The 13,320-nt window shown below is 55.2% G+C and carries 7 protein-coding genes, 3 tRNA genes and 3 rRNA genes; 12 read left to right on the top strand and 1 reads right to left on the bottom strand.

Annotation, left to right across the window (positions count from 1 at the left end):
• Positions 1–6 precede the first annotated feature (6 nt).
• The gene (locus BFL40_RS15200) at positions 7–708 is read left to right on the top strand and encodes an NAD(P)H-dependent oxidoreductase (protein WP_071484769.1); all 702 of its coding nucleotides are present in this window, start codon (positions 7–9) and stop codon (positions 706–708) included.
• A gap of 70 nt (positions 709–778) precedes the next feature.
• On the opposite strand, the gene BFL40_RS15195 is transcribed toward BFL40_RS15200, so the two are convergent.
• The gene (locus tag BFL40_RS15195) at positions 779–1,849 is read right to left on the bottom strand and encodes a 3-deoxy-7-phosphoheptulonate synthase (RefSeq protein ID WP_071484768.1); all 1,071 of its coding nucleotides are present in this window, start codon (positions 1,847–1,849) and stop codon (positions 779–781) included.
• Between the two features lie 617 nt (positions 1,850–2,466).
• Between BFL40_RS15195 and BFL40_RS15190 the strand changes: the two genes are divergently transcribed.
• From BFL40_RS15190 to rrf, 11 genes are all read left to right on the top strand, one after another.
• Positions 2,467–3,216, top strand: a complete 750-nt coding sequence (locus BFL40_RS15190) for a carbon-nitrogen hydrolase family protein (protein WP_071484767.1) — start codon at positions 2,467–2,469, stop codon at positions 3,214–3,216.
• Positions 3,217–3,218: 2 nt separating this feature from the next.
• Positions 3,219–3,659: a GNAT family N-acetyltransferase gene (locus tag BFL40_RS15185; RefSeq protein WP_071484766.1), complete on the top strand. Its 441-nt coding sequence runs from the start codon at positions 3,219–3,221 to the stop codon at positions 3,657–3,659.
• Positions 3,660–3,910: 251 nt separating this feature from the next.
• A complete protein-coding gene (gene gacA, locus BFL40_RS15180; RefSeq protein ID WP_074851724.1) occupies positions 3,911–4,552 on the top strand; it encodes a response regulator transcription factor GacA in 642 nt (213 codons plus the stop codon).
• A 1-nt stretch (position 4,553) separates the two neighbouring features.
• Positions 4,554–6,377 (top strand): excinuclease ABC subunit UvrC, encoded by a 1,824-nt coding sequence (uvrC, locus tag BFL40_RS15175; protein WP_071484764.1) that lies wholly within the window; start codon positions 4,554–4,556, stop codon positions 6,375–6,377.
• 32 nt (positions 6,378–6,409) lie between these two features.
• Positions 6,410–6,970, top strand: a complete 561-nt coding sequence (pgsA, locus tag BFL40_RS15170; RefSeq protein ID WP_071484763.1) for a CDP-diacylglycerol--glycerol-3-phosphate 3-phosphatidyltransferase — start codon at positions 6,410–6,412, stop codon at positions 6,968–6,970.
• A gap of 63 nt (positions 6,971–7,033) precedes the next feature.
• Positions 7,034–7,109, top strand: a tRNA-Gly gene (locus BFL40_RS15165).
• A 980-nt stretch (positions 7,110–8,089) separates the two neighbouring features.
• Positions 8,090–9,626, top strand: a 16S ribosomal RNA gene (locus tag BFL40_RS15160).
• An 82-nt stretch (positions 9,627–9,708) separates the two neighbouring features.
• A tRNA-Ile gene (locus BFL40_RS15155) sits at positions 9,709–9,785 on the top strand.
• Between the two features lie 30 nt (positions 9,786–9,815).
• Positions 9,816–9,891, top strand: a tRNA-Ala gene (locus BFL40_RS15150).
• A gap of 249 nt (positions 9,892–10,140) precedes the next feature.
• Positions 10,141–13,032, top strand: a 23S ribosomal RNA gene (locus tag BFL40_RS15145).
• Positions 13,033–13,195: 163 nt separating this feature from the next.
• Positions 13,196–13,311 (top strand): 5S ribosomal RNA (gene rrf, locus BFL40_RS15140).
• The 16S, 23S and 5S rRNA genes sit together here with 2 tRNA genes alongside, the layout of an rRNA operon.
• Positions 13,312–13,320 lie beyond the last annotated feature (9 nt).

Here is a 13,320-nt window from a genome sequence, read left to right as displayed (position 1 = left end):
AATGACATGAAGGTTTTGATTGTTCACGCCCATCCTGAGCCACAGTCGTTTACTGCGGCCTTACGCGACCAGGCGGTTGCCACGCTGGAGGGGCAAGGCCACGAAGTGCAGGTGAGTGATTTGTATGCCATGCAGTGGAATCCGGTGGCGTCGGCGGCGGATTTTGCCACGCGGGAGAATCCCGACTACTTGGTCTACGCCTTGGAGCAACGCCTGGGCGTTAAGAAACAGTCAATCGCGGCAGATATCCAGAGTGAGTTGAACAAGTTGCTGTGGGCCGATCTGCTGATCCTTAACTTCCCGATCTTCTGGTTCTCGGCGCCTGCGATGCTTAAGGGCTGGATCGACCGGGTACTCGTGTCGGGTGTGTGTTACGGCGGCAAGCGTTTTTACGATCAGGGTGGGTTGGCGGGTAAGCGAGCGCTGGTCACGGTGACCCTGGGCGGGCGCGAGCATATGTTTGGTGAGGGCGCGATTCATGGGCCGTTGGAGGATATGCTGCGGCCGATTCTGCGCGGCACGCTGGCGTATGTCGGGTATGAGGTGTTGGCGCCCTTTGTGGCGTGGCATGTGCCGTATATCAGTGCTGAGGCGCGGCAGGATTTTTTGGTGGGTTATCAACAACGGCTGCAAGGGCTGGTGGATGAGCAGCCCTTGGTGTTCCCGAAACTTGAGCAGTTTGATGAGGCGCTATACCCCTTGTCTTGAATCCAATGAAGTTCGAATGTGGGAGCAGGCAAGCCAGCTCCCACATTTTGATCCTCACATGCCAGATGGCTCAGTGCTGTTCCCGCAAACGCTCGGCCGCACTGCGCAACAGTTGCTCGGTACCGTCCCAACCCAGGCAACCATCGGTCACCGACACGCCGTATTTCATCGACGGGCTCAGCGGCTGGCAGCCTTCGAACAGATGACTTTCTAGCATCATGCCGATCAGCGAGGTGTCGCCTTGCAGGCGCTGTTCCAGCACATCGTTGAATACCGCCGGTTGACGCAATGGGTCTTTGCCGCTGTTGGCATGGCTGCAATCGACCATGATTCGCGCCGCCACCTTGGACTTGGCCAGGTCCTGCTTCACCTGGGCCACACTCTGTGCATCGTAGTTCGGTCCACGGTGACCGCCGCGTAATACCAGGTGAGTGTCGGGGTTGCCCGGGGTCTGGATGATCGCCGGATGGCCCTGGCTGTCGACGCCGAAGTGGCGGTGCGGGTGGGACGCCGAACGCATTGCGTCACAGGCAATCGCGACGCCGCCGTCAGTGCCATTTTTGAAGCCGACAGGCATGCCCAGGCCGCTGGCCATTTCGCGGTGGATTTGCGATTCAGTGGTGCGCGCGCCAATCGCCACCCAACTGAGCAGGTCATCGAAGTAGCCGGCGGCTATCGGTTGCAGCAACTCGGTAGCCACCGGCAGGCCCAGGCGCAGCATTTCGCGCATCAGTTCTCGCGACAGGGTGAGGCCTGCGGCCATGTCATCACTGCCATCCAGGTGCGGGTCGTAGGCCAAGCCTTTCCAGCCGATGGTGGTGCGTGGTTTTTCGACGTAGGCGCGGATCACCAGCAGCATCTGGTCGCTGACTTCAAGCGCCAGTTTCTTCAGGTTGCGTGCGTACTCCATGGCCGATTCCGGGTCGTGGATTGAGCACGGGCCGACAATCACCAGCAAACGCGAGTCTTCACCATTGAGAATGGCACGTACGGCTTGGCGATGGGCGTGAATCTGTTCGTTGAGGAACGGGCTGAGGGGCAGCTTGTGCTTGAGCTCGAGCGAGCTGGGCAGGCGTTGGGTCAGGGCTTCATTGGCGCTGTTCAGGGCAGAGATAGGCAGAGCGGCAGTGGCGGAGTTCATATTCTAGGCTTCCTGGGCAAGCGGCGGGCTATTCCCGCGCGCTCGGCCCTACTGGGGTGTTCGACAATTGGCCGTATCGGCTACGTGTGTTGGCTTGCCACCAATAGGTGACCGATCGGAGGCGGCAGGCTGTCCCGAGCGGAGCTTGCTAAATCGCCATGCAGTGCAAGTGTCGTAACGGTAATAAGTGGCGTAGTTCATGTCGTGATTCCTTTAAGTGTTCTTGTTTAAGCAAAATTTTATGAGGGCCTGAAAAAACAAAACCCCCGGTCGGGGAGCCGACCGGGGGTTAGATTTCTCTGGTAGGCGACCCCTTGAGCAGTGGGCGCCGATTTCAGGTATCAGGCGCGCCAGTGGCTAAACCAATACCCAAAATAAAAGCTGGCAGGTGCGCTCAAACCGTTCACGCGGGTAGCCGATACCGAGCGCGAGGCGCTGGCAGCAGGGCAAACCTGAGTGTGGGTGAGTTGCAACATGGTATGTCTCCAAATGATGGGAGGAGCTTACTAGAGGCGTAAGGGTGGATTCAATCAGTAATTTCTATTGCCTGGGGGTACTTACCGCTATCGGCCGAGATATGCTGGTAACACTTTGATAATGATTGCTTGGACGCGACCATGACTGATTTGACCCTTGCTGCGGCTCAATCCATTTCCATCGCAGGCGATGTACCGGCCAATATCGAGCGGCACCTGGCGTTTATGCGCTCGGCAGCTGAGCATGGCGTGCAATTGCTGGTGTTTCCGGAGCTGTCGTTGACCGGGTATGAGCCCTCGTTGGCGGCCGGGTTGGCCATTGTTCCAGAGGACCCTGTGCTGGCGCCGCTGCGTGAGATGGCGCAGGAGCTGCGGTTGACGGCAGTGGTGGGGATGCCGATCCGGCTGGCACCCGAAGCGGGTGTGTTGATTGGCGCGCTGGTGTTGGGGGCGGACGGCTCCCTGGCGGTCTACACCAAGCAGCACCTGCACCCAGGCGAAGAGGTGGCGTTTGTCGCGGGGCAGGGCGGTGCGGCACTCGACTGGGGGGATGACCGCATTGCGCTGGCGGTCTGTGCGGACTTTTCCCACGCCAGCCATCCGCGTCAGGCGGCGCAAGCAGGCGCCAATGTGTACGCGGCCGGTGTACTGATCAGCGACGGTGGTTACGCGACGGACAGCGCGCTGCTCCAGGGATATGCCGCCGAACATGGTCTGTTGGTATTGATGGCTAATCATGGCGGCCCATCGGGTGGCTGGACGTGTGCTGGCCGCAGTGCCATCTGGGCAGATGATGGCAGTTTACTTGCCTCCGCCCCCGGCGTTGGCGATGTGCTGGTGGTTGCCCGTCGCGATGGTGGGCACTGGGCTGGCCAAGTGGTAGCCCTCTAAACATGGCGTTTCACCTGCGCGCGGCGACGGAACAGGATCGGCTGTTTGCGCGAACGCTGACGCATGAGGCCATGAGCCGCTACTATCTGCAGTACGGCTTGGTGTGGTCGGACAATGGCTTCGACGTCGCCTGGGCGGGGCGCGAGAACTGGCTGATTTGTAACGGTGATGCCGTGATGGGCTTTATCAGCCTGAGTAGTGACCGCCGTGCGCTCTATATTCGCGAATTACACCTGCTCGAAAACTACCGCAAGCAGGGCGCTGGCAGTTGGGTGCTGGAGCAGATGGTGCTCAAGGCGCAGACGCAGGGCCTTTTGCGCTTGACCGTGTTCAAAAACAATCCGGCGAAAAGGCTGTATCAGCGTCAGGGCCTGAGCGTTGTAGGGGAGGAGGATTGTTTCTGGCGCATGGAGCGTGAATGTCGGGCAGCCGCTGCGGAGTAAAGCAGGCAGGGCTTTCGTGTGAACGCATCGACCTGCGCATCGGCGAAATATTCAGTGACATAGAATGGGGAACTCAAGCCGGTACTCCAACAAAGCTGACCTTTTGCTCAGCATAATCTGCGATCCTGCTGGTCAGCAGAGCCGAACACCGCACGTAAACTCCATATATATGACACTTGCAGCTAGGTCTGCACCTTGGTTTTTTGCTAAGGTGTTCAGCAACCTATAAGACCATATCGCGAGGTGTCTGCTTGATTAGGGTGCTAGTGGTCGATGACCATGATCTCGTTCGTACAGGCATTACACGAATGCTGGCTGACATCGATGGCCTGCAGGTAGTCGGCCAGGCTGAGTCAGGGGAGGAGTCCCTGATCAAGGCTCGGGAGTTGAAACCTGATGTGGTGTTGATGGATGTCAAGATGCCTGGGATCGGCGGTCTTGGCGCCACTACTAAATTGTTGCGCAGCCATCCGGACATCAAAGTCGTGGTGGTGACCGTGTGCGAGGAAGACCCGTTTCCTACGCGCCTGCTACAGGCGGGGGCCGCTGGTTACCTGACCAAGGGCGCGGGCCTGGCGGAAATGGTGCAAGCCATTCGCCTGGTATTTGCCGGCCAGCGTTATATCAGCCCGCAGATTGCCCAGCAGTTGGCCATTAAATCCTTCCAGCCCACCAGCGACTCACCGTTTGATGCGCTGTCGGAGCGGGAAATCCAGATCGCCTTGATGATTGTCGGCTGCCAGAAGGTGCAGGCGATCTCCGACAAGCTGTGTCTATCGCCCAAAACCGTCAATACTTACCGCTATCGCATTTTCGAGAAGCTCACGATCAGCAGTGATGTTGAATTGACCCTGCTCGCGGTGCGCCACGGCATGGTGGACGCCAGCGCCTGACATGACCACACCGTTTGATGCGAGTGCCTTTCTCTCAACCTGCAGTGGCCGCCCCGGCGTGTACCGCATGTTCGACAGCGAGGCGCGCCTGCTTTATGTCGGCAAAGCCAAGAACCTGAAGAATCGTCTGGCGAGCTACTTTCGCAAGACCGGTCTGGCGCCGAAAACCGCCGCCCTGGTCGCACGTATCGCCCAGGTTGAAACCACCATCACCGCCAATGAAACTGAAGCGTTGCTGCTTGAGCAAACGCTGATCAAGGAGTGGCGGCCACCTTACAACATCCTACTGCGTGACGATAAATCCTACCCTTACGTGTATTTATCTGACGGCGACTTCCCGCGATTGAGCATTCACCGCGGTGCGAAGAAGCAGAAGGGCAAGTATTTCGGTCCTTATCCCAGCGCGGGTGCGATCCGCGAAAGTTTGAGCCTGCTGCAAAAGACTTTTTTTGTGCGCCAGTGCGAAGACAGTTTCTACAAGAACCGTACTCGGCCGTGCCTGCAATACCAGATCAAACGCTGCAAAGCACCCTGTGTGGGGTTGGTGGAGCTCGCGGAGTACGCCGAGGACGTGCGCCATTCGGTGATGTTCCTCGAGGGCCGCAGCAATGCGCTCACCGACGAACTTTCCGGTGCCATGGAACAGGCTGCCAGTACCCTGGATTTTGAGCGCGCCGCTGAGCTGCGCGATCAGATCTCTCTGCTGCGGCGTGTCCAGGACCAGCAGAGCATGGAGGGCGGCACTGGCGACGTCGATGTGATCGCGGCCTTTGTCAACCCGGGCGGTGCCTGCGTGCACCTGATCAGCGTGCGCGGCGGACGGGTTTTGGGCAGCAAGAATTTCTTCCCGCAGACCGGGATCGATGAGGAAGTGGCCGAAGTCATGGCTGCCTTCCTTGGCCAGTACTACGTCAGCAGCCCCGAGCGCGATCTGCCGTCGGAGCTGATCGTCAACGTGGTACATGAAGACTTTCCCGCGCTGATTGAAGCCATTCATGAACTACGTGGTCGTGAACTGGATATCAGCCACCGCGTACGCGGCACCCGCGCCCGCTGGCAGCAATTGGCCGTGACCAACGCTGAACAGGCCTTGGGTGCGCGTCTGGCGAATCGACAGCATGTCGCCGCGCGCTTCGACGCGCTGGCCGAAGTACTCAATCTGGACGAACCGCCCCAGCGCCTGGAGTGCTATGACATCAGCCACTCCAGCGGCGAGGCCACGGTGGCATCTTGCGTGGTGTTCGGGCCGGAAGGGCCGATAAAATCCGATTATCGGCGCTACAACATCGAAGGCGTTACCGCCGGCGACGACTACGCGGCCATGCACCAGGCGCTCACGCGACGTTTCAGCAAGCTTAAGGAGGGGGAGGGCAAGCTGCCCGACATCCTCTTGGTGGACGGTGGCAAGGGGCAACTCTCCATGGCCCGTGACGTGCTCAACGAACTGGCTGTACCCGATCTGATCCTGCTCGGCGTGGCCAAGGGCGCTACGCGTAAGGCCGGTTTCGAGACCTTGTACTTGAATGATGCCGCCCATGAGTTCACCTTGAAGGGCGACTCACCCGCGCTGCACCTGATTCAACAGATTCGTGACGAAGCTCACCGTTTTGCCATTACTGGCCACCGGGCCCGGCGTGGCAAAACCCGGCGAACCTCAACCCTGGAAGGGGTGGCGGGGGTAGGTCCGACCCGCCGTCGCGACCTGCTTAAACATTTTGGTGGCTTGCAAGAGCTATCCCGTGCCAGCATTGACGAAATAGCCAAAGCACCCGGTATCAGTAAAAAGCTCGCTGAGTTGATTTATGCGAATCTGCATAGCGAATAGAATGCCTTTCCACCTCGTAGCCAGTTGTGCCGATGAATATCCCTAATCTGATCACCGTTCTACGCGTCCTGCTCATTCCGATTTTCATTTTGTTGTTCTATTTGCCGTACGAATGGAGCTATGCCGCGTCCAGTTCGGTATTCGCGTTTGCCGCTGCAACCGACTGGCTCGACGGCTACCTCGCGCGCCGCCTGGAACAGAGCACACCCTTCGGTGCGTTCCTGGACCCTGTGGCCGACAAGCTCATGGTGGCTGTTGCCTTGGTCCTGCTGGTTCAGGAACACGGTAACCTGTGGCTGACCTTGCCGGCCGCGGTGATCATCGGCCGCGAGATCGTCGTCTCAGCCCTGCGCGAATGGATGGCCGAAATCGGCGCCCGTGCCCATGTCGCCGTATCCAATATGGGTAAATGGAAAACCGCCGCACAAATGCTTGCACTGGTGATTTTGCTGGCTAACCCGTCGGACTTCTCCTTTTGGGTTCTCATTGGCTACGCCTTGCTGCTGATTGCCGCCGGCCTGACCTTGTGGTCCATGCTCCAGTATTTACGCGCTGCCTGGCCTCATCTGCGCACCACGGTTGAAAAGAAATAAAACTTTTTTGAATCAAGGGGTTGACGGGTTCTGATAATTCTATAGAATGCGCACCACCAAGACGCGGGAATAGCTCAGTTGGTAGAGCACGACCTTGCCAAGGTCGGGGTCGCGAGTTCGAGTCTCGTTTCCCGCTCCAAATACAAAGAAAAAGCCACTCAGTTGAGTGGCTTTTTTTTTGCTCGTGTTTTGGCCGGAGTGTTCGGCAGGCTTCTTTTTGAGCTCGGCCATTGACGGCTGAATGTGGTTGCGAGCTTGCACCTGGGGTGTGTCTGGTTTGGGCTTTTTGATTAAGCGGTCGTAACCCTGTCGGCATTTTCTGGGCGCAAAAAGTCAGGCGTCATCTTTATATTGCTTGGCGTTGCTGGCGGCCGGCTCCAGGGGAGTGGTGTCCGGCGACAAGTTCTGCCTGGTGCGTCAGTGATTGAAGTTGCTTGTCTCGTCCGCACCCGATGACCGTGTGCAGTTCGTTCGCGACGATATGGTGCAGGTGCTGGAGAGCTCTGCAAGTCAGGGGTCGCAGTTAACGGTGGGGTTTCAAGCCGGTCGTGCATATAGCTGGGTAGATGTTGCTGCCAATGTAAAGCTGGCGGCTTTGAGCTGCTGATTGTGTTCACCGCAATCGGTGGAGTCGTTTAATCGGCACCCACTAACTTAAGGGGGGGGTAGTGGCGATGTGTTCTGGGGTCTCTGTTGTCCTGATGTTTTGTGCGGGTCTTGGAGGTTTTATATTTTGTAGTGGCGGCCTAGGTTCTTTGGCGGGGAAAGATTTTTCATATAGGGGTTGACCGGGTGATTTAGTCCTGTATTATTCGCCTCCCGCTAACGAGAGATCGGAAGCGCAAGTGGTTGAAGTTGTTGAAGAAATCTTCGAAAGCTTCTGAAAATAATCACTTGACAGCAAATGAGGCTGCTGTAGAATGCGCGCCTCGGTTGAGACGAAAGATCTTAACCAACCGCTCTTTAACAACTGAATCAAGCAATTCGTGTGGGTGCTTGTGGAGTCAGACTGATAGTCAACAAGATTATCAGCATCACAAGTTACTCCGCGAGAAATCAAAGATGTAACCAACGATTGCTGAGCCAAGTTTAGGGTTTCTTAAAAACCCAAAGATGTTTGAACTGAAGAGTTTGATCATGGCTCAGATTGAACGCTGGCGGCAGGCCTAACACATGCAAGTCGAGCGGTAGAGAGAAGCTTGCTTCTCTTGAGAGCGGCGGACGGGTGAGTAATGCCTAGGAATCTGCCTGGTAGTGGGGGATAACGTTCGGAAACGGACGCTAATACCGCATACGTCCTACGGGAGAAAGCAGGGGACCTTCGGGCCTTGCGCTATCAGATGAGCCTAGGTCGGATTAGCTAGTTGGTGAGGTAATGGCTCACCAAGGCGACGATCCGTAACTGGTCTGAGAGGATGATCAGTCACACTGGAACTGAGACACGGTCCAGACTCCTACGGGAGGCAGCAGTGGGGAATATTGGACAATGGGCGAAAGCCTGATCCAGCCATGCCGCGTGTGTGAAGAAGGTCTTCGGATTGTAAAGCACTTTAAGTTGGGAGGAAGGGCAGTTGCCTAATACGTAACTGTTTTGACGTTACCGACAGAATAAGCACCGGCTAACTCTGTGCCAGCAGCCGCGGTAATACAGAGGGTGCAAGCGTTAATCGGAATTACTGGGCGTAAAGCGCGCGTAGGTGGTTTGTTAAGTTGGATGTGAAATCCCCGGGCTCAACCTGGGAACTGCATTCAAAACTGACTGACTAGAGTATGGTAGAGGGTGGTGGAATTTCCTGTGTAGCGGTGAAATGCGTAGATATAGGAAGGAACACCAGTGGCGAAGGCGACCACCTGGACTAATACTGACACTGAGGTGCGAAAGCGTGGGGAGCAAACAGGATTAGATACCCTGGTAGTCCACGCCGTAAACGATGTCAACTAGCCGTTGGAAGCCTTGAGCTTTTAGTGGCGCAGCTAACGCATTAAGTTGACCGCCTGGGGAGTACGGCCGCAAGGTTAAAACTCAAATGAATTGACGGGGGCCCGCACAAGCGGTGGAGCATGTGGTTTAATTCGAAGCAACGCGAAGAACCTTACCAGGCCTTGACATCCAATGAACTTTCTAGAGATAGATTGGTGCCTTCGGGAACATTGAGACAGGTGCTGCATGGCTGTCGTCAGCTCGTGTCGTGAGATGTTGGGTTAAGTCCCGTAACGAGCGCAACCCTTGTCCTTAGTTACCAGCACGTAATGGTGGGCACTCTAAGGAGACTGCCGGTGACAAACCGGAGGAAGGTGGGGATGACGTCAAGTCATCATGGCCCTTACGGCCTGGGCTACACACGTGCTACAATGGTCGGTACAGAGGGTTGCCAAACCGCGAGGTGGAGCTAATCCCATAAAACCGATCGTAGTCCGGATCGCAGTCTGCAACTCGACTGCGTGAAGTCGGAATCGCTAGTAATCGCGAATCAGAATGTCGCGGTGAATACGTTCCCGGGCCTTGTACACACCGCCCGTCACACCATGGGAGTGGGTTGCACCAGAAGTAGCTAGTCTAACCTTCGGGAGGACGGTTACCACGGTGTGATTCATGACTGGGGTGAAGTCGTAACAAGGTAGCCGTAGGGGAACCTGCGGCTGGATCACCTCCTTAATCGACGACATCAGCTGCTCCATAAGTTCCCACACGAATTGCTTGATTCATTGAAGAAGACGATAAGAAGCAGCCCGAAATTGGGTCTGTAGCTCAGTTGGTTAGAGCGCACCCCTGATAAGGGTGAGGTCGGCAGTTCGAATCTGCCCAGACCCACCAATTTTGTGTGGGAAACGCCTGTAGAAATACGGGGCCATAGCTCAGCTGGGAGAGCGCCTGCCTTGCACGCAGGAGGTCAACGGTTCGATCCCGTTTGGCTCCACCACTACTGCTTCTACGTTATGAAAGCTTAGAAATGAGCATTCCATCAGGTTGATGGTGAATGTTGATTTCTAGTCTTTGATTAGATCGTTCTTTAAAAATTTGGGTATGTGATAGAAAGATAGACTGAACGTTACTTTCACTGGTAACGGATCAGGCTAAGGTAAAATTTGTGAGTTACTCAGTTTTGAGTATTATCGAATTTTCGGCGAATGTTGTCTTCACAGTATAACCAGATTGCTTGGGGTTATATGGTCAAGTGAAGAAGCGCATACGGTGGATGCCTTGGCAGTCAGAGGCGATGAAAGACGTGGTAGCCTGCGAAAAGCTTCGGGGAGTCGGCAAACAGACTTTGATCCGGAGATGTCTGAATGGGGGAACCCAGCCATCATAAGATGGTTATCTTACGCTGAATACATAGGCGTAAGAGGCGAACCAGGGGAACTGAAACATCTAAGTACCCTGAGGAAAAGAAATCAACCGAGATTCCCTTAGTAGTGGCGAGCGAACGGGGACTAGCCCTTAAGTGGCTTTGAGATTAGCGGAACGCTCTGGAAAGTGCGGCCATAGTGGGTGATAGCCCTGTACGCGAAAATCTCTTAGTCATGAAATCGAGTAGGACGGAGCACGAGAAACTTTGTCTGAATATGGGGGGACCATCCTCCAAGGCTAAATACTACTGACTGACCGATAGTGAACTAGTACCGTGAGGGAAAGGCGAAAAGAACCCCGGAGAGGGGAGTGAAATAGATCCTGAAACCGTATGCGTACAAGCAGTGGGAGCCCACTTTGTTGGGTGACTGCGTACCTTTTGTATAATGGGTCAGCGACTTATTTTCAGTGGCGAGCTTAACCGAATAGGGGAGGCGTAGCGAAAGCGAGTCTTAATAGGGCGTCTAGTCGCTGGGAATAGACCCGAAACCGGGCGATCTATCCATGGGCAGGTTGAAGGTTGGGTAACACTAACTGGAGGACCGAACCGACTACCGTTGAAAAGTTAGCGGATGACCTGTGGATCGGAGTGAAAGGCTAATCAAGCTCGGAGATAGCTGGTTCTCCTCGAAAGCTATTTAGGTAGCGCCTCATGTATCACTGTAGGGGGTAGAGCACTGTTTCGGCTAGGGGGTCATCCCGACTTACCAAACCGATGCAAACTCCGAATACCTACAAGTGCCGAGCATGGGAGACACACGGCGGGTGCTAACGTCCGTCGTGAAAAGGGAAACAACCCAGACCGTCAGCTAAGGTCCCAAAGTTATGGTTAAGTGGGAAACGATGTGGGAAGGCTTAGACAGCTAGGAGGTTGGCTTAGAAGCAGCCACCCTTTAAAGAAAGCGTAATAGCTCACTAGTCGAGTCGGCCTGCGCGGAAGATGTAACGGGGCTCAAACCATACACCGAAGCTACGGGTATCACGTAAGTGATGCGGTAGAGGAGCGTTCTGTAAGCCTGTGAAGGTGAGTTGAGAAGCTTGCTGGAGGTATCAGAAGTGCGAATGCTGACATGAGTAACGACAATGGGTGTGAAAAACACCCACGCCGAAAGACCAAGGTTTCCTGCGCAACGTTAATCGACGCAGGGTTAGTCGGTCCCTAAGGCGAGGCTGAAAAGCGTAGTCGATGGAAAACAGGTTAATATTCCTGTACTTCTGGTTATTGCGATGGAGGGACGGAGAAGGCTAGGCCAGCTTGGCGTTGGTTGTCCAAGTTTAAGGTGGTAGGCTGGAATCTTAGGTAAATCCGGGATTCTAAGGCCGAGAGCTGATGACGAGCTAACTTTTAGTTAGCGAAGTGGTTGATGCCATGCTTCCAAGAAAAGCTTCTAAGCTTCAGGTAACCAGGAACCGTACCCCAAACCGACACAGGTGGTTGGGTAGAGAATACCAAGGCGCTTGAGAGAACTCGGGTGAAGGAACTAGGCAAAATGGCACCGTAACTTCGGGAGAAGGTGCGCCGGTGAGGGTGAAGGACTTGCTCCGTAAGCTCATGCCGGTCGAAGATACCAGGCCGCTGCGACTGTTTATTAAAAACACAGCACTCTGCAAACACGAAAGTGGACGTATAGGGTGTGACGCCTGCCCGGTGCCGGAAGGTTAATTGATGGGGTTAGCTAACGCGAAGCTCTTGATCGAAGCCCCGGTAAACGGCGGCCGTAACTATAACGGTCCTAAGGTAGCGAAATTCCTTGTCGGGTAAGTTCCGACCTGCACGAATGGCGTAACGATGGCGGCGCTGTCTCCACCCGAGACTCAGTGAAATTGAAATCGCTGTGAAGATGCAGTGTATCCGCGGCTAGACGGAAAGACCCCGTGAACCTTTACTATAGCTTTGCACTGGACTTTGAATTTGCTTGTGTAGGATAGGTGGGAGGCTTTGAAGCGTGGACGCCAGTCTGCGTGGAGCCAACCTTGAAATACCACCCTGGCAACTTTGAGGTTCTAACTCAGGTCCGTTATCCGGATCGAGGACAGTGTATGGTGGGTAGTTTGACTGGGGCGGTCTCCTCCTAAAGAGTAACGGAGGAGTACGAAGGTGCGCTCAGACCGGTCGGAAATCGGTCGTAGAGTATAAAGGCAAAAGCGCGCTTGACTGCGAGACAGACACGTCGAGCAGGTACGAAAGTAGGTCTTAGTGATCCGGTGGTTCTGTATGGAAGGGCCATCGCTCAACGGATAAAAGGTACTCCGGGGATAACAGGCTGATACCGCCCAAGAGTTCATATCGACGGCGGTGTTTGGCACCTCGATGTCGGCTCATCACATCCTGGGGCTGAAGCCGGTCCCAAGGGTATGGCTGTTCGCCATTTAAAGTGGTACGCGAGCTGGGTTTAGAACGTCGTGAGACAGTTCGGTCCCTATCTGCCGTGGACGTTTGAGATTTGAGAGGGGCTGCTCCTAGTACGAGAGGACCGGAGTGGACGAACCTCTGGTGTTCCGGTTGTCACGCCAGTGGCATTGCCGGGTAGCTATGTTCGGAATAGATAACCGCTGAAAGCATCTAAGCGGGAAACTAGCCTCAAGATGAGATCTCACTGGAACCTTGAGTTCCCTGAAGGGCCGTCGAAGACTACGACGTTGATAGGTTGGGTGTGTAAGCGCTGTGAGGCGTTGAGCTAACCAATACTAATTGCCCGTGAGGCTTGACCATATAACACCCAAGCAATTTGCGTCGGCTCTTTAATACAGAGCAGCAGATTGCGGTGTGTGAAGACGATAGAACCGAAAGTTCGAATCTCACAAAACACCGAAAGCTGTCACATACCCAATTTGCTGAAGCGAGGCATTCTTGTCACGACTCAGTACCCGAATTTCTTGACGACCATAGAGCATTGGAACCACCTGATCCCATCCCGAACTCAGTAGTGAAACGATGCATCGCCGATGGTAGTGTGGGGTTTCCCCATGTGAGAGTAGGTCATCGTCAAGATTAAATTCC

The sequence above is a fragment of the Pseudomonas costantinii genome (assembly GCF_001870435.1).
GTDB lineage: Bacteria > Pseudomonadota > Gammaproteobacteria > Pseudomonadales > Pseudomonadaceae > Aquipseudomonas > Aquipseudomonas costantinii.
The sequence above is the reverse complement of the archived record's forward strand: the minus strand, read 5'-3'. Positions and strand labels throughout refer to the sequence as shown.

Bases quoted from the DNA above. Each gene is read 5' to 3' on its own strand.
- BFL40_RS15200 (WP_071484769.1), top strand. From the start codon at position 7: ATGAAGGTTTTGATTGTTCACGCCCATCCTGAGCCACAGTCGTTTACT.
- BFL40_RS15195 (WP_071484768.1), bottom strand. From the start codon at position 1,849: ATGAACTCCGCCACTGCCGCTCTGCCTATCTCTGCCCTGAACAGCGCC.
- BFL40_RS15190 (WP_071484767.1), top strand. From the start codon at position 2,467: ATGACTGATTTGACCCTTGCTGCGGCTCAATCCATTTCCATCGCAGGC.
- BFL40_RS15185 (WP_071484766.1), top strand. From the start codon at position 3,219: ATGGCGTTTCACCTGCGCGCGGCGACGGAACAGGATCGGCTGTTTGCG.
- uvrC (WP_071484764.1), top strand. From the start codon at position 4,554: ATGACCACACCGTTTGATGCGAGTGCCTTTCTCTCAACCTGCAGTGGC.
- pgsA (WP_071484763.1), top strand. From the start codon at position 6,410: ATGAATATCCCTAATCTGATCACCGTTCTACGCGTCCTGCTCATTCCG.